Source organism: Klebsiella sp. SWET4, assembly GCF_024296565.1.
GTDB lineage: Bacteria > Pseudomonadota > Gammaproteobacteria > Enterobacterales > Enterobacteriaceae > Klebsiella > Klebsiella variicola.
This window is the reverse complement of the sequence record NZ_JANCOB010000007.1, coordinates 17,524-38,987: the sequence shown is the minus strand read 5'-3', so window position 1 is coordinate 38,987 and position 21,464 is coordinate 17,524. Positions and strand designations below refer to the sequence as shown.

General features: G+C 53.0%; 24 protein-coding genes, 1 other RNA gene and 1 pseudogene. 10 read left to right on the top strand and 16 right to left on the bottom strand.

The window, feature by feature from the left end; genetic code table 11:
* The first annotated feature begins 742 nt into the window (after positions 1-742).
* Positions 743-1,399: a hypothetical protein gene (locus NKJ21_RS16590; protein ID WP_142891100.1), complete on the top strand. Its 657-nt coding sequence runs from the start codon at positions 743-745 to the stop codon at positions 1,397-1,399.
* Between the two features lie 302 nt (positions 1,400-1,701).
* Here NKJ21_RS16590 and NKJ21_RS16585 read toward each other — a convergent pair whose 3' ends face one another.
* From NKJ21_RS16585 to NKJ21_RS16550, 8 genes and pseudogenes are all read right to left on the bottom strand, one after another.
* Positions 1,702-4,035 carry a primase-helicase zinc-binding domain-containing protein gene (locus NKJ21_RS16585; RefSeq protein ID WP_254733011.1) on the bottom strand — a complete coding sequence of 778 codons (2,334 nt, stop codon included), beginning with the start codon at positions 4,033-4,035 and terminating at the stop codon, positions 1,702-1,704.
* Positions 4,036-4,046: 11 nt separating this feature from the next.
* Positions 4,047-4,367: a DUF5375 domain-containing protein gene (locus tag NKJ21_RS16580; RefSeq protein WP_004098169.1), complete on the bottom strand. Its 321-nt coding sequence runs from the start codon at positions 4,365-4,367 to the stop codon at positions 4,047-4,049.
* Complete coding sequence (locus tag NKJ21_RS16575; protein WP_163613548.1) at positions 4,364-4,624, bottom strand: hypothetical protein; 261 nt, start codon at positions 4,622-4,624, stop codon at positions 4,364-4,366. Before NKJ21_RS16575 ends, NKJ21_RS16580 begins: the two co-directional genes overlap by 4 nt.
* A 71-nt stretch (positions 4,625-4,695) precedes the next feature.
* Positions 4,696-5,145, bottom strand: coding sequence for a hypothetical protein (locus tag NKJ21_RS16570; RefSeq protein WP_240273340.1), 450 nt, complete (start codon positions 5,143-5,145; stop codon positions 4,696-4,698).
* Positions 5,138-5,437, bottom strand: a complete 300-nt coding sequence (locus NKJ21_RS16565) for a Derepression protein (protein WP_072032091.1) — start codon at positions 5,435-5,437, stop codon at positions 5,138-5,140. Before NKJ21_RS16565 ends, NKJ21_RS16570 begins: the two co-directional genes overlap by 8 nt.
* A complete protein-coding gene (locus NKJ21_RS16560) occupies positions 5,427-5,627 on the bottom strand; it encodes a host cell division inhibitor Icd-like protein (RefSeq protein WP_232633948.1) in 201 nt (66 codons plus the stop codon). Before NKJ21_RS16560 ends, NKJ21_RS16565 begins: the two co-directional genes overlap by 11 nt.
* Positions 5,628-5,651: 24 nt before the next feature.
* Positions 5,652-6,023 (bottom strand): annotated as a pseudogene (locus tag NKJ21_RS16555) (ash family protein); the annotation flags it as partial.
* Positions 6,023-6,289: an AlpA family transcriptional regulator gene (locus tag NKJ21_RS16550; protein WP_181944414.1), complete on the bottom strand. Its 267-nt coding sequence runs from the start codon at positions 6,287-6,289 to the stop codon at positions 6,023-6,025. The gene NKJ21_RS16550 and the pseudogene NKJ21_RS16555, both read right to left, overlap by 1 nt.
* A gap of 547 nt (positions 6,290-6,836) precedes the next feature.
* On the opposite strand from NKJ21_RS16550, the gene NKJ21_RS16545 reads away from it, so the two are divergent.
* The 5 genes from NKJ21_RS16545 to NKJ21_RS16525 all read left to right on the top strand — a co-directional run bounded on the left by NKJ21_RS16545 (position 6,837) and on the right by NKJ21_RS16525 (position 10,474).
* The gene (locus NKJ21_RS16545; protein WP_240273341.1) at positions 6,837-7,574 is read left to right on the top strand and encodes a glycoprotein 3; all 738 of its coding nucleotides are present in this window, start codon (positions 6,837-6,839) and stop codon (positions 7,572-7,574) included.
* The gene (locus NKJ21_RS16540; RefSeq protein WP_004152203.1) at positions 7,571-7,816 is read left to right on the top strand and encodes an ogr/Delta-like zinc finger family protein; all 246 of its coding nucleotides are present in this window, start codon (positions 7,571-7,573) and stop codon (positions 7,814-7,816) included. Before NKJ21_RS16545 ends, NKJ21_RS16540 begins: the two co-directional genes overlap by 4 nt.
* A 17-nt stretch (positions 7,817-7,833) precedes the next feature.
* Positions 7,834-8,400 carry a phage polarity suppression protein gene (locus tag NKJ21_RS16535; protein WP_064164905.1) on the top strand — a complete coding sequence of 189 codons (567 nt, stop codon included), beginning with the start codon at positions 7,834-7,836 and terminating at the stop codon, positions 8,398-8,400.
* A 509-nt stretch (positions 8,401-8,909) separates the two neighbouring features.
* Entirely contained in the window at positions 8,910-9,731 is an 822-nt protein-coding gene (locus NKJ21_RS16530) for a hypothetical protein (protein WP_085831437.1), read from the top strand.
* Positions 9,728-10,474 (top strand): hypothetical protein, encoded by a 747-nt coding sequence (locus tag NKJ21_RS16525; RefSeq protein ID WP_085831438.1) that lies wholly within the window; start codon positions 9,728-9,730, stop codon positions 10,472-10,474. Before NKJ21_RS16530 ends, NKJ21_RS16525 begins: the two co-directional genes overlap by 4 nt.
* Before the next feature lie 43 nt (positions 10,475-10,517).
* On the opposite strand, the gene NKJ21_RS16520 is transcribed toward NKJ21_RS16525, so the two are convergent.
* The 3 genes from NKJ21_RS16520 to smpB all read right to left on the bottom strand — a co-directional run bounded on the left by NKJ21_RS16520 (position 10,518) and on the right by smpB (position 12,884).
* Positions 10,518-11,711, bottom strand: a complete 1,194-nt coding sequence (locus NKJ21_RS16520) for an integrase domain-containing protein (RefSeq protein ID WP_085831439.1) — start codon at positions 11,709-11,711, stop codon at positions 10,518-10,520.
* Positions 11,712-11,894: 183 nt separating this feature from the next.
* Positions 11,895-12,257: a transfer-messenger RNA gene (gene ssrA, locus NKJ21_RS16515) on the bottom strand.
* A 144-nt stretch (positions 12,258-12,401) separates the two neighbouring features.
* Positions 12,402-12,884, bottom strand: coding sequence for an SsrA-binding protein SmpB (smpB, locus tag NKJ21_RS16510; protein ID WP_002914164.1), 483 nt, complete (start codon positions 12,882-12,884; stop codon positions 12,402-12,404).
* A gap of 148 nt (positions 12,885-13,032) precedes the next feature.
* On the opposite strand from smpB, the gene NKJ21_RS16505 reads away from it, so the two are divergent.
* Positions 13,033-13,470 carry a type II toxin-antitoxin system RatA family toxin gene (locus tag NKJ21_RS16505; protein WP_008806099.1) on the top strand — a complete coding sequence of 146 codons (438 nt, stop codon included), beginning with the start codon at positions 13,033-13,035 and terminating at the stop codon, positions 13,468-13,470.
* Positions 13,460-13,750 (top strand): RnfH family protein, encoded by a 291-nt coding sequence (locus NKJ21_RS16500; RefSeq protein ID WP_004145682.1) that lies wholly within the window; start codon positions 13,460-13,462, stop codon positions 13,748-13,750. Before NKJ21_RS16505 ends, NKJ21_RS16500 begins: the two co-directional genes overlap by 11 nt.
* Before the next feature lie 69 nt (positions 13,751-13,819).
* On the opposite strand, the gene bamE is transcribed toward NKJ21_RS16500, so the two are convergent.
* The 3 genes from bamE to nadK form a co-directional block, all read right to left on the bottom strand.
* The gene (bamE, locus tag NKJ21_RS16495) at positions 13,820-14,161 is read right to left on the bottom strand and encodes an outer membrane protein assembly factor BamE (protein WP_008806098.1); all 342 of its coding nucleotides are present in this window, start codon (positions 14,159-14,161) and stop codon (positions 13,820-13,822) included.
* A gap of 147 nt (positions 14,162-14,308) precedes the next feature.
* On the bottom strand, positions 14,309-15,970 hold the full coding sequence (recN, locus tag NKJ21_RS16490; protein ID WP_008806097.1) for a DNA repair protein RecN: 1,662 nt from the start codon (positions 15,968-15,970) through the stop codon (positions 14,309-14,311).
* Positions 15,971-16,056: 86 nt separating this feature from the next.
* A complete protein-coding gene (gene nadK / locus NKJ21_RS16485; RefSeq protein WP_002914158.1) occupies positions 16,057-16,935 on the bottom strand; it encodes an NAD(+) kinase in 879 nt (292 codons plus the stop codon).
* A gap of 124 nt (positions 16,936-17,059) precedes the next feature.
* Here nadK and grpE point away from each other — a divergent pair, with 124 nt between their 5' ends.
* Complete coding sequence (gene grpE / locus NKJ21_RS16480; RefSeq protein ID WP_008806096.1) at positions 17,060-17,650, top strand: nucleotide exchange factor GrpE; 591 nt, start codon at positions 17,060-17,062, stop codon at positions 17,648-17,650.
* Between the two features lie 119 nt (positions 17,651-17,769).
* Here grpE and NKJ21_RS16475 read toward each other — a convergent pair whose 3' ends face one another.
* Positions 17,770-19,056: an HlyC/CorC family transporter gene (locus tag NKJ21_RS16475; RefSeq protein WP_012540838.1), complete on the bottom strand. Its 1,287-nt coding sequence runs from the start codon at positions 19,054-19,056 to the stop codon at positions 17,770-17,772.
* Between the two features lie 19 nt (positions 19,057-19,075).
* The gene (locus tag NKJ21_RS16470) at positions 19,076-19,867 is read right to left on the bottom strand and encodes an inner membrane protein YpjD (RefSeq protein ID WP_002914153.1); all 792 of its coding nucleotides are present in this window, start codon (positions 19,865-19,867) and stop codon (positions 19,076-19,078) included.
* 163 nt (positions 19,868-20,030) lie between these two features.
* Between NKJ21_RS16470 and ffh the strand changes: the two genes are divergently transcribed.
* On the top strand, positions 20,031-21,395 hold the full coding sequence (gene ffh / locus NKJ21_RS16465) for a signal recognition particle protein (protein WP_002914152.1): 1,365 nt from the start codon (positions 20,031-20,033) through the stop codon (positions 21,393-21,395).
* Positions 21,396-21,464: the final 69 nt, after the last annotated feature.

Genomic DNA, 21,464 nt, shown 5'->3' with positions numbered 1-21,464 from the left:
CTCTTCGGACTTCGCGGGATAAATTCAAGGCACAAAAAAGCCCGCAGGGCTTGCGCCGTGCGGGCTTTCAGGACTTCATCGGATGACTCTGGTAATCACCGATGGAGAATTTTGGGGGCTGGCGGAGTCTGAATTAATCTTGTAACTGTTTAAAAATAAATAATTTTAATGTGTTCAACTTTCATTTGTGTACCTAAATGTGTACCAATTATGGGATGTCATAGCATTCTTACCTATCTAAAGTTGTCGATTGCTCTTTCTCCTGATGATTTTTCTGTATCTACAAAGGCTGGATAAAAAGTTTTTTTGCATTTAACTGTTCACACTGTTCACAATCTTATTTTTCTTTTTAATATCATAATGATAGATGGTGATCAGTTGGTGAAGAGTGAACAGTAAACTCTTCACCTCAGCGTGTTTCTTGCCTATTTCATGCGACCGTCACGGCAATACGATGGTGATAAGGGGGGAAGAAAAAAGTTTTTGTGAATACTGTGCTATGTGGTTTTTTTGTTTATTTTCAATGTATTATATTGTGATTGCTAGATGAGCAGTGAACACTTTACTGTTCACCTCTACGGGCTACAGGTACAAACGTTATATTTTGTTGTGAGCAAAACACAGAATTAAACTTACTATAACTTGATGAAGTGACATACGTATTGATATCCTTTTTCGTAGGGGAACAATACTTTTGATTAAGAAATGTCGAGTTATCTATAATACTATTAGGGTTCGAAATATGGGAAATATTAAAAAATACTCTATACATATGCTGCTTATAATACTTATTGCTCTTTTGCTTATATTAGTATTTTCAATTAAGGACGGTAGTATATTTTTGATTAACAGTAGTTTTACTGATTCAGTACAGGCTGTTAGCGGAGTTTTGTCATTTTTAGGTGGTGCTGCTGCTGTAGTGGTTTCAATTTATATATCACGTAAAGATACTCGTGAAAAAAAGAATGAAGAAGAAATTAAAAAAAAGAAAGTGCTCTATTATATTTATTATATGGTTCGTGATTTAGATGATGCATTTTATCAATTTGAAAGGGATTTTAAGGACTTGATATTTGATAGGGAAGTGTTTATTTCTGATTCTATATATGCCCATCATTACGCGCTTTTAATTAAATCAGCCAACCTGCTAAAGGAATATAGCATAACAGATATGCCCCGTTACGATATTTTAATAACATTTATCTCCATTAGAGACAATGTAAATAAAATAATTCAGTTTGTTGATGATTTTAAAGGGCTTCACAACGAGAAATTGGTTTATAATGATGACTTTATAATGTTGCAAGGTCATTATCAATCTGACTTCGTAAAAATGATGCAGGCTATTCATGAGGTGAAGGATGATACGCAGAAAATAAAGGAGTGCTTAGGGATCTAATATCATTAATTTTAACTTGTTTACAAAAATAATAGTGTGCATATATGAGGTGCTTTTTGCATCCTTTCGTAATTTGATATATCTCGATGAAAGTAACGCCTGCTCTTGGTACTCAGTTGCCTGATAATTTTCAAGGGTAAAAAGTTTTTTCTGGAAAAACTGTTCACACTGTTCACTCGGTGTTTTTATTGTTTATTTTCATGATGTTATCTTGTGAATACTCGGTGAACAGTGAACACTTTACTGTTCACTCGGGCCGGTATGCAGGCAAAAAAAGACCGGCTGTTGCCGGTCCGGGTAGGTTATGTAGCGGTGGGTTCGTCGCACTTCGGCAGCCAGTCGGCGTTGCTTTCCTCCCTGAGGGCGAGATTGGTCTGCATGCCCTGATTTGTGCGGCGCTTCTCGTAATTCAGGCCGTACTCTTTCAGAATGGCTGAGAGCCCCTTGCCGAACATGGTCAGACTGAGCGCATTCCTGTAGCCGTGGGCCTCCATGTACACCAGATAGGCGTGATACAGATACAGGCGGGGCTGGCGCGGGATAATGTTGGCGTTCCCCATATACATTCCGTCCGGCTCCGGCAGCGCCTCCAGATAGCCGCAAAAATCAAACGTCGGGTCAGCGTCGCGTTTAATACTGAGCGCCTCGTCGGAGTTCTGCTGCGACTGGAGCAGTGAACGGGCACTCATCGGGTCGCTGAACCGCTGCATTAACTGGCGCACGATGACGGCCAGCTCGCGGGCGATTTTATCCCTGAGCTGCGGGTCGCGCTCCTCCGGGGCTATCTGCTCCGGGAAGTGGATAATCACCCGGCGACGTGACACGCCGCCGCTGCGGTCGGTGAAGCGCATCGGATTATTGTTGACCGCCAGAATCACCGCCGGAATATGCGTCGAGTACGGGTTCTGGTATTTCGGGTCGACCGACACCGCATCGCCGCCGGTGATGGCCTTGAGCCCGGCACCGTCACCGCTCCATTTCTCCTGGTCAGGCAGACGTATCAGCGAGAAGCCAATCAGGGAGGCGCGCTTGCGCGGGTCTTCCAGCGTGTCGATATCCGCCGACGTGGCGTTATCCTCTCCGGCCAGCATCGTGGCGATTTCGGCGAGGATACTTTTCCCGCTGCCGCCCGGCCCGGTCACTTCGAGAAAGAGCTGCCAGTCGTAGCGGTTCGCCAGCACCATAAACAGTGCGGCCAGAATCACGTTACGTTTTGTCGGGTTGCCACTGGCCGCCCGGTCGAGCCAGCGCCAGAAGTTCGGCGCGTGGGTCTCCAGCGTTTCGCCCTCCACCGGCGGGGTGAAATCCACGTCACACAGGGTGCGCAGCCAGTGCGATTTGCTGTGCGGGCTGAACAGACCGCTCTGGGTATCGAGTACCCCGTTGCGAAAACCAATCAGACGGCGTGCCGGTGCCTCCTGCTGGGGAATAATCAGTTTCAGGGTTTCCACCACCGACGCAATTCTCCCCGATGAGAACGGGGCGCGCAGCCGCTGGAACAGTCCGGCCACATCGCGGGCAAAGTCAGACGGCGGAATTACCTTCCAGATGCCGTTTTCATAGCGGGACAGGAGCTGGCCGTTGGCATCCACGGCCAGCGCTTCGCCGTAATGTTCATGCACCCGCATCGCCTTATCGCTGGCGCTCATGGCGGTAAATTCCGCCTCGCTCATGGTGTCAAACGGGCTTTGTGCCGCTGGCCGGATAGCGGCATAAATGGCTTTCCGCGTGGCGTCCTCCCCCTTCAGCATCATCGCATCATTCCAGTCACCGAACACCGGCGGCAGGGCGACAATGCCCTCACAGGCTGCTGCGGCCGCAGCGGCTTTAGTCTGGCCGGTGCCGTTCAGGTCACGGTCGGCGGCGAGGATAATCTGACAGGCCGGGTGTTTCTGACGGGCCAGGCTCGCCAGAGAAAGAAGGTTCACGGACGACAGCGCCACCATGACGGTTTCTCCGGTCAGGTGATGCACGGTAAGGGCCGTTGCATAGCCCTCCGCTATCCACAGGCGTTTTCCCGCCTGTTTCTGTCCGTCGATAAGGTGGCATGCGCCTTTGACCTGCCCGCCCTTCAGGGTGCGTTTAAGACCGTCAGCATTAATAAGCTGGAGGTTAACCAGCGCGCCGGTCCCGTCATACAGCGGCACTACCACATCACCGGCGCGGTAGGCCACGCCGCCGGTTTTGTGAGACGCGGTCAGCGTCAGACACTCACGACCTGCGAAGCCCTTGCGGGTCAGGTAGGCGTTGCTGGTGGCCGGGCGGGTTTTCTCCAGCAGTCTGACGGCCAGCGCGGCCGCTGCTTTGCGGTCGGCCTCCGTTCCGGCGTCTGCGGCCTCCATCACCTCCGGGGCCACCGGTGGCAGATTCCCGGTGACGGCGTTCACTTTCCCGGCGGCCTCGGATGCCGATATGCCGAACACCTTCTCAACCAGTTTCAGGCCGTCACCGGCACCGCACTGGTTACAGAACCATGTGCCACGCCCCTCTTTATCGTCAAAGCGGAACCGGTCAGCGCCCCCGCACACCGGACAGGCCTGATGGCGGTTTTTTATCACTTTCATTCCCAGCGCCGGGAGAATGCGCGGCCAGTGGCCGCACGCCTGTTTTACGGTGTCCGTTACGTTCATTTTCATGGTTTTCTCCCTCAGTGCAGTACAGGCGATGTGATATGGCGGGCGCAGAGCTCATCCATCACGGCGAGTCCGAGGAAGGACAGCGACGGGGCGGCTTTCAGCGGCCCGGCCTCCATCAAATCTTCCAGTAATGCACAGGCAATCAGACGGCCTTTTTCCTCGCCGTGCTGGCGCAGGTAGAAGCCCTCCAGCTCGGCGGCGATGGCGCTTTCCAGCGCGTCGAGGGTGAGGTGGGGATAGCGGTGCTGACGTTCGCACAGGGTCAGCCAGGCACAGGCGACAGCGCGGCGATACAGGGCAGCGCGCAATACGGGCGGCAGAGGCGTTTTCATACGTTGCCCTCCCCGGTGAACCAGCGGTGATTACAGCGCTCGACCACGCCGTCGAGCTGGGCGGTCATGAGGTAAATCACGGAGGTGAGCTGCGACTGTTGCGCCGGGTCGCGGCGCAGGGAAGTACAGTCCTGCTCCTGCATCATCGCGCTGACAAAGTGGCCGACGTTGCGAAGATGTTCCAGGCATTCAAGGTCATTCTGGCTGAATGCAGTCAGGCGCTGATTTTGTAGTATGGCTGAGGTATTAACAGGCATGATTCCGTCTCCTGAGGATGTGCGTATCCCTGTGCAGGTACGCACATTTTATTTTTGGGTGTCGTTTTTAATTACAGATAATGGCGGTAGCTGTTATCCGGTTTTATTTTCATGTCCGTGTCGACATTATTCCGCCATTTCCTCACCGCCGGTGCCGGACGTCTCTCCGGGGAAATATCACCCGGATACTTATCGATATTCCGCACGCGGTATTGCTGTAATTCCGGGTCAGCAGCGATTTCACGTAAAACGGCATGGCGGTTTTCAGGGTTTCGCTTTATTAAATCAAGGCGCTCACAGCTAAAGTCCCGCAAAAAGCGGCCGAGCGGAATTTCTGCCATGCTGCCACCGGCAATAATACGAATAAGGATGGTGTAGGTGTGCCGGTACGGGTTCCAGACCAGTCCCGGACAGCGGTACGGCATGTCCCACGGAATACCATCGGCCAGAACACTCAAGACCTTCACGTCAGGAAAACCGGAGCTCCGGTATATTTCACCCGGCTGAGGGAAATCAAACATGCTGTTCACCTCCGCTCACCGATGGTGGGGCCACGAAATCCCGGCACAGTCCTTTGGCTTTGAGCTCCTCCAGCACGTAGCTGATGTCCTCATGCAGATAACTCAGAATATGGGGCACCGAAAGCTGATGCAGCCCGGAGAGTTCACGTTGTTTCAAATCAAGCCCGACAAAGTGTGTCACGGCGCTGGCGCGATTGAGTTTGTGGTAAGCCTCAATACTGAGGTGCTCGCGGAAGGTGCCAGTGTCATCGCAACGTACAGAGACGCGCTGAATGCTGTTTTCAGTATGCATGTGATGCCTCCGCAAGCGGCAGACGGGCGGCAAGAGAAAGAACGTACTCGCGAACAAGGGAGCGACGTGCGGTACGCTCGTCACCGGCAACGGTGCGGAGCATACAAATGCGTGGCTTACGGTCTGCGCGACGAACAGCCGCAAATACAAAGACGAATTCAGGGTGAGACGGGGTGAGGATCGTAGCCATAAGGCAACCTCCGATGGATAGCTGATAATTGCTATCGCCGGAGTTCTCACGCTCAGTGGCGATAGCCCAGACGGGGGTGAGAATACCGGCTCCATCGAATACCGGCCAGCCCGAGGGCTGCCCCGCCTGAGCTACCATTGACATGGCGGCATAATGTGCGAATACGGACAGGAGACGGAGAGTCACACCTGCACGAATGTGCGCACACCACACCATTATCTGGTGCTCTGTGGCGTTGATTGCGACACAAAAAAAGACGCATGGCGCGTCTGGTATCGCCGATGGATTGCTCGGGTTCTCACGCCCGGTTGCCGATTTTGCGACAATGGCAAAACTGTACCAGGAAACACACAACAGATGCAAGCCAGAAAAAGGGGCTGTTTGCTGAACGGGCATCATGCGTCGTAACTCCGGTTGCGTTCGGCGATACGGTCGGCCATCCACCCGGTGATTTCCGACTGCGCCCACGCCACGTTTTTCCCGCCTAGGGAGATTTGTTTCGGGAAAGCCTCCCGGCTGATGAGGTCGTAAATCGTGGAGCGTGACAGGCCACACAGATGCATCACTTCGGGCAGACGGATAAAACGCTCGTGAACGGCATCAGAGACTGGCATCAGCGGCGCGGCAGGAGCAGAAGACGGGGAAGAAAAAGCGGTGTGCATCGGGCTACCTCATAAAGTCCATACAGTGCCGGTCGTGTCCGTCCGGCCTCGGGTAGCTCTCTATTTTGTGAATATTTTCCTTCATTGCAACAGAGGCATGTTGTGCCGTGGAGCGATTTTGTCTGTTATTTGAGCTGTGAAATGAAAAAGTGAAAAATAATTGGCACACGACGCGCTGAGACATTCATAAAACTCGATTAATTGCATTCTCCTATTAATTTCATGAAATAAAATGTTTAAAACAATGAATCATTCGAAAGGGGATTGCCGGTAGCGGTGAACAGTAGTGAACAGTCGGTGAACACTTTCACCCTCAACTGTTCACCACTTAACTTGCTGTATTTATTATCTTTTCATTTAAAGTGAACAGTAGTGAACAGTTATATGTAAAAAAACAAACGGTGAGTATGCTTTTCCTGAGACCATTCTCTGGCAAGCCGGCTTTTGATGTCCTGTTTGTGCCAGAACTGCCACAACCGCAACAGGTCGTGTTGTTGTGTGTGCCCCGGCAGAATCACCTCATGTTGAAACCACGAGGAAACCTGCCATGACCGACAACACCTTTATCCCTGATTACCTGAAACCGGCGCTGGAGCGACTGGCCGCAGCCAGAGCGGCCCATCTTGAACAGGCCCGCCAGATGGAGGACACCCTGACGGCCATCACCCGCGCGGAGGAGCAGAAAGCGGCGCTGGAGCAGGACAACGGCAGCGATACCCGCACATGGCGCGCTGCTTTCCGTGCCGGGGGTGCCATGCTGACCGATGAGCTGAAAAGCGGTCATATCGAACGCGTGGCCCGCCGGGAGCTGGCGCAGGAATGCCACAACCTGACCGAAGTGCTGGCCTTTGAACGTGACCAGCTGAAAGCCACCTGCAACAGCACCGCGCGGGCATTCCGCCAGGCGCATCATGCTGTGCTGAGTAAATATGCTGAGGAAGAGCTTAACCGCGCGCTGAATGACACCCTCGGGCCACTGGTCCGGGCGATGGTGCTGAAAGCAGAGGTGATGGAAAATCCGCTGGCCAACACCACCGGCCATCAGGGGTATATCGAGCCGGAGAAAGAGGTCATGCATCAGGTGGTGACCTTCCTGACCAGGAAAGTGAGCGACTTCTCCGTCACGCCAGCGGATGAGCCGGTGCTCTCCCTGACCGGCTTCCCGGCCGTCACCCTCCCGCATATGGACCACGACGCCGCCAGCACGCCCGGCGAGCGTAAGGTCTGGCAGGAGAAAATGCGTCAGCGCGAGGCTGACCTGAAAGCGCGGGGGCTGCTGCCATGATGCACTGTCCGTTCTGCAAAAAGTCGGCGCATGCCCGCACCTCCCGCTATCTGTCGGAGAACGTCAAACAGCGCTATCACCAGTGCACCAATATTGAGTGCTCGGCGACGTTCCGCACCACTGAAGCCATCGACGAGGTTATCCGGCCCCCGGCGGAGAAAGCGCCGCCTGTCGCGGAGCCGGTCACACCCCCGGCACCCCGTAACGTGCAGGGCTGCTACAGCTCGCCATACCGTCATTAATCAGGGGAGAACTGACCATGACCACCCTTACGCTACAGCAGGCCTTTGAAGCCTGTCAGAAGAACGAAACCGACTGGCTGAACCGTAAAGCCGAACTCGCAGCCGCAGAGCAGGAATACCGCGAGCAGGTACTGGCCGGGGATGAGCGTATACCGGGCAGAATGCAGACACTGCGCGACATTATCGATGTCAAAAAATGGGAGATAAATCAGGCCGCCGGGCGCTATATCCGCTCCCATGAAGCGGTACAGCGCATCAGTATCCGCAACCGGCTGAATGACTTTATGCAGGCGCACGGGACAGAGCTGGCGGCCACGCTCGCCCCGGAGCTGATGGGACTCAGCCAGCAGCCCGCACTCCTGACCGGCCATGCGCTCGACCGTTCGGCGCATTACCTGCGCGAAGCGCTGTCCGTGTGGCTGAGTACCGGTGAAGAAATTAATTATTCGGCAGAAGACAGCGATATTTTAACAGCCATCGGATTCAGGCCTGACGCGGCTTCGCGGGTGGATAATCAGGAAAAATACACCCCCGCACAGAGCCTGATTTATGCCCGCCGGCGCACGGAACTGGCCGGCAGGTAGCCCCCGCAAGAAATCCCCGAAAATACCGCTATTTTTCCCCAATTAAGCCATGCATCCACAGGGTGCATGGTTTTGCATGCACTTTCCCGTCCCGTCACTCCCTTCGCAGCCCTGTCCCGGCGCGGCCTGAGCCCCCCGATGCACCTGCATGAAAACCGACCCACGAAGCGGGCAGGCGAGGCGGGGAAAGCACTGCGCGCCAGCGGTAAAGTATTTATTTAATTATATTTAGTTTCGCTGTCTGAGCGCGTCTCTGTGCGGCGCGGGTTCTCGGGAGTGTCGGTGGTTAGTGCGGTGCTGTTCGAGAGCGTGGCGAGCCTCTGGGGCGGCGAGGCTTGGGAGTAAGGAAAACGCCCGGAGGCGGGGGGTAACTCCGCACGAAATTAGTTGATCATCATCAAAAAAAACATTTTATTCACTTGCTTGTTATAAACAATATGCGATTGATAGATGGTTAAGTAATATATTTATCCATTTGGAGCAAATTGCTCTCGATTCGTGGGGGAAAAATGAAAGTAAGTCTTGATCTTGTCATAAACAGTGGTGACAACGAAGTTGACATGGATTACGCTCTTCAGACTTTATCCGGAGCTTCAGGGGTTACAAGTATAATCACAGAAGCAATATTACGAGGAAAGGTTAAAGAAAATCGCCATCAGACTAATGAAATTCGCACAAAATTAAAGCATTCTTTTACGGGTTCTTTTGGCCAATGCTTTGATGTAGTAATATCGGATAGAAATGTCGCAGCTAGATTGTCTACAATGACTAGATCAGTCTTTTCAGAAGTGATGAGTTATTACATTTATGAATCTCTTTTTTTAGAAAGCCCTAGACTTAGCGATGCCGCTATAAAAATTATTAAAGGGTTAGAAGATATTGAGGATGAACTTACCAAAGCTATAAGAAATAGACTGAAAAACATGCACAAAATTTCTACGATGTGTAATTATTCAGTCGATTTGAATTATAGAAAACCTGGCGGTAAACAAAGGATAGCGACTTTGAATCAACATACAGCCTTAAATATTACAGAGTTAATTGAAACTGACCATGACCATTACATAGAAGCTATCATAACCCGCTTTAACACCTTCACAGGAAATGGTAGACTATTAGTTAATGGCGAAGAGAGAACTACATCGTTTGGTTTTTTAAATGGACTTAAATATGTCACTGATGCTCAGACGAAAAAAATAACAAGTAATCTTGATGCAAATAACAGGCTGGCCGAAGAAGAACGAGAGCACTTGTTATTAAAGGTCAGGGATATGACCATTAGCAATGGTGAGATCGTAAAATATTTAGTTATTGAGGTTGAAGACTTATGAAATATATTGGTTGGTTAGCGTCATTTTTGATAGTGTTAACTTTAGGTGTTTACTATTATCAATTTGGCGTTGGTCCAACCATTCTTTCAAAAGGAAAGGATGTATGGGGGCAGTTTGGTGATTACTTTGGAGGGGTTCTCAATCCTATCTTAAGTTTTATTTCCATACTGCTTTTGATTAAATCAGTAAGAATGCAATTTACAGCTAATGAATGTTTAATTAATGAGACTAGGAGACAAGAGATTCTGGATAAAAGAAAGTCATTTGAATTTCAATTTTATAATCTAATTGAGGCGCAAAAAAGTGGCTTTGATGACTTTTCTTTAATTTTTCCATCTCCTAATGGGGGGCATGAGGTAAAGAAAGTTGATGCAGTAAATAAACTTGAGCAACTTATAAAAACAAGCGTTCAGAGAGGTATGGTTGGTGTGAATTTAACTAACATACTTGAGACTTTAGACAATAACTCTGATGATAAAATGTTTTCTTTTGCTAGAAGATTTTATCTTGCAGTTAAATTGATTGACAAAGAGATTACTGTTCAAAATGGGTTCACTGAACAGGATAAGGTAATGTATGTGGAAACGCTTATTAACCTTTCTGATTTTGCTATGGTAAGATTGATATGTATAATAATTACATATCTCTCTTGGCCTAATGTAGAGTATTTGAAAAAATCAAAAGAAATCAACTTGATTATCAAGTCGACTGGATTGGAAACATATATTAACTCCATTAAATAAGAGATTGATTGTGGTCAATCTCTATTTTGATTTTCTGTTGGATTTATTTTTTGTTTTCTACGAAGTCTGCCCACCAATTCATTAGTTCAATTCGTTGCATGAGATAGGTTGTTCGATTGTAAGCTTTACGTACTTCATTTTTATCACTATGCGCTAGTGCTGCTTCTATCACGTCTGGGTTCATTCCTGCTTCATTTAGCGCTGTACTAGCAATAGACCTTAATCCATGTGCGACTAGCTTACCTCCATATCCAATACGCTTTAAAGCTGCGTTAGCCGTCTGACTATTCATTGGTTTTTTAGGATCATTTCTGCTTGGGAAAATATATTGTCTATGAGCGCTAATAGGCTTCATTACATCCAGAATATCTAATGCTTTAGTAGACAAAGGAACAATGTGCTCACGCTTGGCCTTCATGCGTTCGGCGGGGATCGTCCAGAGTTTGGCATTGAGATCGATCTCGACCCACCGAGCACCAGAAGCCTCAGAAGGGCGCACTAGGGTTAGGAGCTGCCACTCAATAAGACAGCGAGTCGAAACAGAAAGATTGGACATAACAAGAGAACGCATCAGTTTCGGCAATTCCTCTGGCCGCAGCGTCGGCATGTTTTGCTTTTTTGGTTTCTCAAAGGCCATGCCAACACCTGATGCAGGATTCGCATCTATCAGACCGGTGTTAACCGCATAAATCATTATCTCGTTAACACGTTGTACCAAACGACGCACAGTCTCAAGTGCACCACGAGCTTTAATTGGCTCTAGTGCTTCAACAATCGTTCTGGCCTTTATCTCCTGAACAGGTATCGAACCGATAGTGGGGAACACGTCTTTATCTAAAGAGCGCCAAATGTCTTTTGCATAATCTTCTGTGACGCTTCTGCTTTTAATCTGGAACCAGTTAGCAGCCACTGTTGAGAAAATGCTGTCTAACTCAATCTGGCGTTGTTCTGACGCTTGCTCCTGCTGCTGTTGTGGATCCATGCCTTGCGCGAGGGTGGTTAAGTGCTGGTCGCGTATCTGACGAGCTGCTGCGAGTGTAAGGGCAGGGTATGATCCGAGACTCAAATTTGTGCGGCTGCTGCTTCCTGGTCGCTGATAACGGAAGCGCCAGAGTTTTTTACCGGAGGTTTTGACGAGCAAGAACAGGCCATCACCATCATGCAGGGTGAAGTCTTTTTCGCGGGGTTTCGCTTTGAGGATTTCGTTGTTAGTGAGGGGGCGTGTAATGCGCGCCATGTCTGGATCCCTTCCATAATTGGTACACGTTTAATGGACCACAGTATAGCGTGTACCTAAACGTGTACCAATTTTCTCTGGATTTAACCGGATGTCCTCGGACAATGACAGACACAAAAAAGCCCGCAGGGCTTGTGCCATGCGGGCTTTCTGTACTTCACCGGACGTATCCGGATCACGATTTGGTGGAGCTGGCGGGAGTTGAACCCGCGTCCGAAATTCCTACATCCTCGGCACTACATGCTTAGTCAGTCTTTACATTCGCTTGCCAGCTGCGGACAGACACGCCACTAACAAACTAGCCTGATTAGATTTAACGCTTCAACCCCAGGCAGGGCATCCACGCGATCTCTTTTGGGTTTGACCTCTCTTTGATCCCCGTCTTAAGAGCGGAAGCTAGGGAGAGAGGGCTCAGAGCAGGTTATTAAGCTGCTAAAGCGTAGTTTTCGTCGTTTGCGACTATTTTTTGCGGCTTTTTACGAGGCCAACCGCCCCTCGGCATGCACCTTGGGTTTCGCAAATCCCGTCGAATCCAGAATCAGCCCCAATGTGTAGGTCAAGTATAACAGATTTGTGAATGTCGTTACCAGCCCCATCACGCAGGATTATTTCAGCAGGGTGGACGAAAAAGCAGCATCAACAAGGATATAGCGTAAGGGCCAGCGAGAGCTGGCCCTCGGGGAGGGGAAATTAACGTCCGGCGTGCTTCATAATACGCGCCTTATCCAGCGCCCATTCACGATCTTTCAGATCGGTACGCTTGTCGTGTTGTTTCTTACCTTTGGCGACGCCGATTTTCACTTTGCACCAGGCGTTCTTCCAGTACAGCGACAGGGCGACGACGGTGTAACCTTCGCGGTTAATGCGGCCGTACAGCGTGTCGAGTTCGCGCTGGTTAAGCAGCAGCTTACGAGTGCGCGTCGGGTCGCACACATAGTGGGTGGAAGCCACGGCCATGGGCGTAAAGTTGGCGCCGAACAGGAAGGCTTCGCCATCCTTCAGGATGACATAGCTATCGCCGATGTTGGCTTTGCCTGCACGCAGGGATTTGACTTCCCAGCCCTGCAGGGCGAGACCAGCCTCGTATTCATCTTCGATAAAGTATTCGTGACGGGCGCGTTTATTCAGCGCAATGGTGGCTGATCCAGGTTTGTGGGCTTTTTTCTTAGTCATAATGTCCTGAAGTCATCGTCTTATACACAGTTACCTCGATCGCATCCTGCGAGGTGTCTGCGCATCTTAGCACGAGTTGCGGCACAGCGTTTTTTTTAGCAGCAGATAAATGATATTATTTGCACTGTGTTTAAATGTGGAACCTGCTATGCCTCAGATTAGCCGTACTGCGCTGGTGCCTTTCAGCGCGGAACAGATGTATCAACTGGTAAACGATGTGAAGTCCTATCCTGATTTTCTGCCAGGCTGCACCGGTAGCCGCGTGCTGGAATTCGGGCCGACGCAAATGACGGCGGCGGTTGATGTGTCCAAAGCCGGCATCAGTAAGACCTTCACGACCCGGAATACACTGACCAGCAACCAGAGCATTTTGATGAGCCTGGTGGATGGCCCGTTCAAGAAGCTGATTGGTGGCTGGAAGTTTATTCCGCTGAGCCCCGAGGCGTGCAAAATCGAGTTCCATCTCGATTTTGAGTTTACCAATAAGCTGATTGAGATGGCCTTTGGCCGGGTCTTCAAAGAGCTGGCTGCCAACATGGTGCAGGCGTTCACTTCGCGCGCCAAAGAGGTCTACAGTGCCAGCTAATATTCGTGTTGAAGTCGCCTACGCGCTGCCTGAAAAGCAGTATTTGCAGCGAGTCACCCTGGATGAGGGAGCGACGGTCGAGCAGGCGATTATCGCCAGCGGGCTATTGGCCTTGCGTGATGATATCGATCTGGCGAAGAACAAGCTGGGTATCTACAGTCGTCCGGTTAAGCTGCATGACGAAGTTCACGACGGCGACCGGGTCGAAATCTATCGCCCGCTGATCGCAGACCCGAAAGAGCTGCGTCGCCAGCGGGCAGAGAAAAGCGCTGCGAAGTAACCCGCAGCAGCAGACCGGCTATCAGCCATAAAAAAAGCGCTCATTGAGCGCTTTTTGCTTTTCCGGGCCTTACTGACTGGTCAGCGCGGGCTTGTTATCAATGTTAGTTAACACGCCGCCGCTGTTGAAGGTCAGGGTCAGGGTCTGCTGAGTCACTTTCTCGTGGCCTGGCTCCTGACGGAATACATAGAACCAGGTGTTGGTGCCGAACGGATCCGACATCATTGGCGTTCCGAGAGCATAAGCAACCTGCTGTTGCGTCATACCGACACGAATTTTTGCTACATCGTTAGGTGCCAGATAGTTACCCTGGTTGATGTCAGGACGGTAAACCACTCGTTCCAGAGTGGAACAGCCTGCGGTCAACATAAGAAGAACCGCTGCGGCAGCAGTCAGCGTTTTACAGCGCATAGTGATTTGATTCCTTTTTGGGCCCGAGCAGTACGTGGCTCATCTGTAATATGCCGATAATAATAGACCTTCGCGCCGATGGAAACCTCCGGCTGCAGGTCAGCAGGCAATTTGCTGTTCACTATGACCCTGTGAAAATCAAAAAGTTTACGCCGCAAGCAACTCTTTCGCGTTCGCCAGGGTGTTGCGCGTGACCTCGCTGCCGCCCAGCAGACGAGCCAGCTCCTGCAGACGAGCGCGCTTATCCAGCGGCTGCATATGGGTTTCGGTCATCTCGCCATCGGTCTCTTTGCAGACAAAGAAATGATGGTGGCCGCAGCCCGCAACCTGCGGCAGGTGGGTCACGCACATCACCTGCGTGGACTCGCCCAGCTGGCGCAGCAGCTTGCCGACCACGGCGGCGGTCGGGCCGCTGATGCCGACGTCCACTTCGTCGAAGATCAGCGCCGGGGTTTCCATTTTACGCGCGGTGATCACCTGAATCGCCAGCGCAATGCGCGACAGTTCGCCGCCGGAGGCCACTTTCGCGATCGGCTGCAGCGGCTGACCGGGGTTAGTGGTGACACGGAACTCAATATGATCGGCGCCGTCGGCGGTGAGATGGCGTTCATCGAAAGCGACCTCAATCGCGAAGATCCCGTGGGGCATCGAAAGTGAGTGCATACTCTCGGTGATAAGCTGGGTCAGCTCGTCGGCGCTGGCCTGGCGCAGGGCGTGCAGCTGACGTGCGGTCTCCAGCGCCAGCTGATGATGTTCGACTACCTGCTGGCTGAGGGATTCCAGCGAGCCGGCGCTATCGTCCAGCAGGCGCTGCTCTTCCAGCATCGCCTGATAAACCGCCGGCAGCTCTTCCGGCATTACCTGGTGTTTACGCGCCAGCGCGATTTGCCGGGAAATCCGCTGCTCAAGTTCGAACAGACGGTTCGGATCGAGATCCAGACGGTCGTGATAGTGGCGCAGCTCGTCGCTGGCCTCGCTGAGCTGAATGGCCGCCTCTTCCAGCATATCCAGCACGCCGGAAAGCTTGCTGTCCATACCCACCAGCTCGCTGACCAGCTGCTTCGCGGTATAAAGCTGGCTCTGCAGATTGGCCTCTTCGCCGTCCGCCAGTACCGTCAGGGCGTGCTGGCAGGTGCTGAGCAGCTGGCCGCTGTTGGCCAGGCGCTTGTACTCTTCGTCAATCTGCTCGAATTCTCCCGGCAGCGGGTTAAATTCGTTCAGCTCTTTAAGCTGATACTGCAGCAGATCGGCGCGGGCGGCGCGCTCCTGGCTCTGCTGCTGGTGCAGGGCCAGCTCGCGGCAACTCTGGTGCCACTGGCGGTAATGCTCGGCCATGCGCTGAGTGAGCGCATACTCACCGGTATAGCCGTCGAGCAGCGTTTTCTGGTGTTCGGGTTTGGTCAACAGCTGGTGCGCATGCTGGCCGTGGATCTGGATCAGCAGCTGGCCCAGCTCGCGCAGCTGCGAGAGCGGGACGGCGGTGCCGTTGATAAAGCCGCGAGAGCGGCCGTCAGCGCTGATCACCCGACGAAGTAAACACTCACGTCCGCTCTCCAGCTGGTTCTCTTCCAGCCAGCGCTGGGCGGCCGGAGTATCTTTCAGCGCGAAGCGCGCGCACAGGTCGGCGCGGGTGGCGCCGCGACGCACCATGTCGGCTTCCGCTCTGCCGCCGAGGCACAGCCCCAGCGCGTCGATGGCAATGGATTTCCCGGCGCCGGTTTCCCCGGTGATGGCGGTCATGCCGCTGTGGAAATCAATTTCCAGTTCACGAACGATAGCAAAATTACTGATGGTGAGTTGCGCCAACATAGCTGCCTTCCTGTATGAAAAACCAATACTGTGTTTTCGTACAGTATAGACTGGTTTTTTATCCAGTAAAGAGGCAGCGATGTAAATCAGAACAATTTTTTCGACCAGCCGAGCTTGGTGCTTAATGTATTGAAATAGCTGTAATCTTTAGGGTGAATCAGATTGAGGTGATAATCACAGCGGCGAATGAGAACGTCTTCGCCATCCTGGATCGGCAGGGCAATCTGGCTGTCGCAGCTGATCTCCAGATCGCTGCAGCGATGAGAGAAGCGCAGGCGAATGGTGCTGTCGCCGTTGATCACCAGCGGTCGCGCTGAAAGGGTGTGCGGGAACATCGGCACCAGGGTGATAGCGTCCAGTGACGGGGTGAGGATCGGGCCGCCGGCCGACAGCGAATAGGCGGTGGAGCCGGTCGGGGTGGAGATTATCAGGCCATCAGAGCGCTGAGAGAACGCAAAGACTTCGTCGATATAGACTTCGAACTCAATCATATGCGCCACTTTGCCGGGGTGCAGCACCACTTCGTTGATGGCGGTGCTGATGCGTTTCTGGCAATCCTGCTGGCACACCTGGGCCTCCAGCAGAAAGCGTTTCTCGGCGATGTAGTGGCCTTCCAGCACGTCGGCGAGCTGCTGCAGGGCGTTGTCCGGGTCAAGGTCGGTGAGAAAGCCGAGGTTGCCGCGGTTAATGCCGATGACGTTAATGTCGTAACGGGCCAGGGTCCGCGCCGCGCCGAGCATATTGCCGTCGCCGCCCACCACCACCGCGAGGTCGGCCTGTTGGCCAATCTCCGCCAGCGTGCCGGTTTTCACGTTGCTGAGCTGAAGTTCATGGGCGATCTGCTGTTCAACCAGCACTTCATACCCTTTGCTGCACAGCCAGCGCCAGAGCATTTCATGTGTGGTCAGGGCGGTGGGGTGACGAGGATGTCCCACAATGCCGATACACTTGAAATGGTTCTTCATGATCTGGATGTCCTTGCGTTAAATGAAATAGTGACAATCTGTCCGCTTCCCTTGAAACCCGGAAACTGATCCCCATAATAAGCGAAGTTAGCGAGATGAATGCGAAAAAAACGCGGAGAAATTCATGAGTAGTAAAGAACAGAAAACGCCTGAGGGGCAAGCCCCGGAAGAAATTATCACGGAGCAGCACGACGACGTTGAGGCAGTAGAGCCTGAAGTTTCGGCTGAGCAGGTGGATCCGCGCGATGAAAAAATTGCGAATCTGGAAGCCCAGCTGGCTGAAGCGCAGAAACGTGAACGTGAAGTGATGCTGCGTGCCAAAGCCGACGAAGATAACCTGCGTCGCCGTACCGAGCAGGATATCGAGAAAGCGCACAAATTCGCGCTGGAAAAATTCGTCAATGAACTGCTGCCGGTGATCGACAGCCTGGACCGCGCGCTGGAAGTGGCCGACAAGGCTAATCCGGACCTGGCGCCGATGGTGGAAGGGATCGAACTGACCCTGAAATCCATGCTGGACGTGGTGCGTAAGTTCGGCGTGGAAGTGATTGCCGACACCAACGTTCCGCTGGATCCGAACGTCCACCAGGCCATTGCGATGGTCGAATCTGAAGACGTGGCGGCGGGCAACGTGCTGGCCGTGATGCAGAAAGGTTATACCCTGAACGGCCGTACTATTCGCGCCGCGATGGTGACGGTAGCGAAAGCGAAATAACGTTTGCTGCATTGCTCAACGGCTGCCCGCGGGCGGCCGTTTTTTTATGCCACCACTCCCGGCGTGAGATAAAAAACGGCGGGCCGCAGCCCACCGTGATGTTAATTCCTTCGCTCGCGCTACTCCGCGACGCTCTCGCGTAATGATTTCACCGGCATCACTTTCACCTGTTTGATCATGTTGTCCTGCACGTCGAGGATATCTATATCGTACTGCTCAATGCGCACGCGGGTGCCCGGGACCGGGATCTCTTCCAGCGCTTCGAGGATGATACCGTTGACGGTGCGCGCTTCATCTTCCGGCAGGTGCCAGTTGAACGCTTTGTTGATTTCGCGAACGTTGGCGCTGCCGTCGATAATCACCGTGCCGTCGTTAAGAGGGGTCACTTCCTCCGCCAGGGTGGGTGACATGGAGGTGGTGAAGTCGCCGACAATCTCTTCAAGAATATCTTCGACGGTGACCAGCCCCTGAATATCGCCGTATTCATCGACCACCAGACCCACTTTCTTTTTATTGCGCTGAAATTTCACCAGCTGGGTGCTGAGCGGCGTCCCTTCCGGAACAAAGTAGATCTCATCTGCCGCCCGCAGCATGATCTCTTTTGTGAATTCTTTCTTCTCCGTCATCAGACGGTAGGCTTCGCGAACGCGCAGCATGCTGATGGCATCGTCCAGTGAATCGCGGTAGAGCACGATGCGGCCATGTGGCGAGTGGGTCAGCTGGCGGACGATAGATTTCCAGTCATCATTGATGTCGATGCCGACAATCTCATTGCGCGGCACCATGATGTCGTTAACGCTGACTTTTTCCAGATCCAGGACCGACAGCAGCATATCCTGGTTGCGCCGGGAGATTTGTGAACGGGATTCATTCACAATCGTGCGCAGTTCATCTTTGCTCAAAGCGCTGCTGATGACGGTATCGGTGCGGATGCCCATCATGCGCATCAGCATGCGGGTGATGGTATTCAGCAGCCACACCAGCGGCATCATCAGCACCTGCAGGGGCGCCAGCAGGAAGCTGCTGGGGTAGGCGACCTTTTCCGGATAGAGCGCGGCGATGGTCTTCGGCAGCACCTCGGCAAATACCAGTACCACAAAGGTGAGCACGCCAGTGGCGATCGCGACGCCGGCGTCGCCGTACAGGCGCATGCCGACGATGGTGCCCAGCGCCGAGGCGAGAATGTTGACGAGGTTATTGCCGATGAGCACGAGGCTAATCAGGCGGTCCGGCTTGCGCAGCAGCTTCTCCACGCGCTTGGCGGGGCGGTTGCCTTGTTTCGCCATATGACGCAGCCGATAGCGGTTCAGCGTCATCATGCCGGTTTCGGAGCCGGAGAAATAGGCAGAGATAATCACCATGACGATCAGCGTTATGATCAGCGTGGTGGTGGAGATATGTTCCACGTAGGATTCCTTAAAAGACTTAGCTCACGAACTGCTGCAGCACGCGGCTACCAAAATAGGCCAGCGTCAGCAGACCGGCGCCAGCGACGCTGAACCAGACCACGCGACGTCCGCGCCACCCTTCATGATAGTGGCCCCACAGCAGAACGATATAGACGAACCACGCAATAATCGACAGCACCGCTTTATCAATGTTTTCGCTGCTGAACAGATTGTGCATATAGAACAGGCCGCTGCACAGCGTCAGAGTCAGCAGCACCACACCGACCTGGGTGATGTGGAACATTTTGCGCTCGATGCTCATCAGCGGCGGCATTTCGCTGCTGAAGGCCAGCTTTTTATTCTTTAACTGGTAGTCGATCCACGCCAGCTGCAGCGCATACAGCGCGGCGATGATCAGCGTGGCGTACGAGAAGAGCGACAGGCCGATATGCACCAGCATCCCCGGGGTGGTTTCCAGGTGGGTGATATATTCGTTAGGCACGAAAGTGGCGAAGGCCAGATTGATCAGTGCGAAGGCATAGACGATAGGCAGCAGCAGCCAGCCGCGATTGCGCGAGGCCACGATAGTCATCACCGTACAGATCATCAGGCTGACCAGCGACCCGACGTTCAGTAAGCTGAGGTTTTGCCCGCTCTCGCCGCCGGGGAATATCCGTGCTTCCAGCGCAAAAGCATGGCAGATCAACGCGATAGTCGCAGATAAAATCGCCATTCGCCGCCAGCTGCTGTTTTTTTGCAGCAAGCCGGGGATAATCAGCGCGAGGCTGACGGAGTAGGCGACAAGGGCGAGTAGAGCAAAAACAGGCATAGGTGTCGGCTGTTGGCTAAATAAGAAAGAGAAGCAGTATAACGTCAGCAGGCCTCTGCTCCAACCGTTGCAGCACATTCAGATTGATGTCGTGTTATACTCCGCCACATTCGTTTTGTGTGTCGCTGCGGCGACCGACCGTTTCCACCTCAGGCGAGAGACAATGTTTGATAATTTAACCGATCGTTTGTCGCGTACGCTGCGCAACATTAGCGGCCGCGGACGCCTTACAGAAGACAATATTAAAGACACCCTGCGCGAAGTGCGCATGGCGCTGCTGGAAGCGGACGTTGCGCTTCCGGTGGTTCGTGATTTCATCAGCCGCGTGAAAGAGAGCGCGGTCGGCCATGAAGTCAATAAAAGCCTGACCCCGGGTCAGGAGTTCGTCAAAATCGTCCGCAACGAGCTGGTGGCGGCGATGGGCGAAGAGAACCAGACGCTCGACCTGGCCGCGCAGCCGCCGGCCGTGGTGCTGATGGCGGGTCTGCAGGGTGCCGGTAAAACGACCAGCGTCGGTAAGCTGGGGAAATTCCTGCGCGAGAAGCACAAGAAGAAAGTGCTGGTCGTTTCCGCGGACGTTTACCGCCCGGCGGCGATCAAACAGCTGGAAACCCTGGCCGAGCAGGTCGGCGTCGATTTCTTCCCGTCTGACGTCGGCCAGAAGCCGGTGGATATCGTCAACGCGGCGCTGAAAGAAGCGAAACTCAAATTCTACGACGTGCTGCTGGTGGATACCGCCGGTCGTCTGCACGTTGACGAAGCGATGATGGACGAAATCAAGCACGTCCACGCCGCCATTAATCCGGTTGAAACCCTGTTTGTCGTCGATGCGATGACCGGCCAGGATGCGGCGAATACCGCGAAGGCCTTTAACGAAGCGCTGCCGCTGACCGGCGTGGTGCTGACCAAAGTGGACGGCGACGCCCGCGGCGGCGCGGCGCTGTCGATTCGCCATATTACCGGCAAGCCGATTAAATTCCTCGGCGTCGGCGAGAAAACCGAAGCGCTGGAGCCGTTCCATCCGGACCGCGTCGCTTCCCGTATCCTCGGCATGGGCGACGTGTTGTCGCTGATCGAAGATATCGAGAGCAAAGTTGACCGCGCGCAGGCCGAGAAGCTGGCCTCCAAACTGAAGAAAGGCGACGGTTTCGATCTGACGGACTTCCTTGAGCAGCTGCGTCAGATGAAAAACATGGGCGGTATGGCCAGCCTGATGGGCAAGCTGCCGGGTATGGGCCAGATCCCGGACAACGTGAAAGCGCAGATGGACGACAAAGTGCTGGTGCGTATGGAAGCCATCATCAACTCGATGACCCTGAAAGAGCGCGCCAAACCGGAAATCATCAAAGGTTCACGTAAGCGCCGTATCGCCGCCGGCTGCGGGATGCAGGTGCAGGATGTGAACCGTCTGCTCAAGCAGTTCGACGACATGCAGCGCATGATGAAGAAGATGAAGTCGAAAGGCGGCATGATGAAGATGATGCGCGGGATGAAAGGGATGATGCCGCCAGGCTTCCCGGGCCGCTAATACGCGTCATAATTCAAGCCGCAGATGCGTTGGCTGCGTTCGTTCACCCCGGTCACGTACTTGTGTACG

Bases quoted from the DNA above. Each gene is read 5' to 3' on its own strand.
- NKJ21_RS16560 (WP_232633948.1), bottom strand. From the start codon at position 5,627: ATGGCTACGATCCTCACCCCGTCTCACCCTGAATTCGTCTTTGTATTT.
- grpE (WP_008806096.1), top strand. From the start codon at position 17,060: ATGAGTAGTAAAGAACAGAAAACGCCTGAGGGGCAAGCCCCGGAAGAA.
- NKJ21_RS16550 (WP_181944414.1), bottom strand. From the start codon at position 6,289: ATGCACACCGCTTTTTCTTCCCCGTCTTCTGCTCCTGCCGCGCCGCTG.
- smpB (WP_002914164.1), bottom strand. From the start codon at position 12,884: ATGACTAAGAAAAAAGCCCACAAACCTGGATCAGCCACCATTGCGCTG.
- NKJ21_RS16580 (WP_004098169.1), bottom strand. From the start codon at position 4,367: ATGAAAACGCCTCTGCCGCCCGTATTGCGCGCTGCCCTGTATCGCCGC.
- NKJ21_RS16545 (WP_240273341.1), top strand. From the start codon at position 6,837: ATGACCGACAACACCTTTATCCCTGATTACCTGAAACCGGCGCTGGAG.
- bamE (WP_008806098.1), bottom strand. From the start codon at position 14,161: ATGCGCTGTAAAACGCTGACTGCTGCCGCAGCGGTTCTTCTTATGTTG.
- NKJ21_RS16470 (WP_002914153.1), bottom strand. From the start codon at position 19,867: ATGCCTGTTTTTGCTCTACTCGCCCTTGTCGCCTACTCCGTCAGCCTC.
- NKJ21_RS16540 (WP_004152203.1), top strand. From the start codon at position 7,571: ATGATGCACTGTCCGTTCTGCAAAAAGTCGGCGCATGCCCGCACCTCC.
- NKJ21_RS16565 (WP_072032091.1), bottom strand. From the start codon at position 5,437: ATGCATACTGAAAACAGCATTCAGCGCGTCTCTGTACGTTGCGATGAC.
- NKJ21_RS16525 (WP_085831438.1), top strand. From the start codon at position 9,728: ATGAAATATATTGGTTGGTTAGCGTCATTTTTGATAGTGTTAACTTTA.
- NKJ21_RS16520 (WP_085831439.1), bottom strand. From the start codon at position 11,711: ATGGCGCGCATTACACGCCCCCTCACTAACAACGAAATCCTCAAAGCG.
- NKJ21_RS16570 (WP_240273340.1), bottom strand. From the start codon at position 5,145: ATGTTTGATTTCCCTCAGCCGGGTGAAATATACCGGAGCTCCGGTTTT.
- NKJ21_RS16575 (WP_163613548.1), bottom strand. From the start codon at position 4,624: ATGCCTGTTAATACCTCAGCCATACTACAAAATCAGCGCCTGACTGCA.
- NKJ21_RS16585 (WP_254733011.1), bottom strand. From the start codon at position 4,035: ATGAAAATGAACGTAACGGACACCGTAAAACAGGCGTGCGGCCACTGG.
- ffh (WP_002914152.1), top strand. From the start codon at position 20,031: ATGTTTGATAATTTAACCGATCGTTTGTCGCGTACGCTGCGCAACATT.
- recN (WP_008806097.1), bottom strand. From the start codon at position 15,970: ATGTTGGCGCAACTCACCATCAGTAATTTTGCTATCGTTCGTGAACTG.
- NKJ21_RS16535 (WP_064164905.1), top strand. From the start codon at position 7,834: ATGACCACCCTTACGCTACAGCAGGCCTTTGAAGCCTGTCAGAAGAAC.
- NKJ21_RS16530 (WP_085831437.1), top strand. From the start codon at position 8,910: ATGAAAGTAAGTCTTGATCTTGTCATAAACAGTGGTGACAACGAAGTT.
- NKJ21_RS16505 (WP_008806099.1), top strand. From the start codon at position 13,033: ATGCCTCAGATTAGCCGTACTGCGCTGGTGCCTTTCAGCGCGGAACAG.
- NKJ21_RS16590 (WP_142891100.1), top strand. From the start codon at position 743: ATGGGAAATATTAAAAAATACTCTATACATATGCTGCTTATAATACTT.
- nadK (WP_002914158.1), bottom strand. From the start codon at position 16,935: ATGAAGAACCATTTCAAGTGTATCGGCATTGTGGGACATCCTCGTCAC.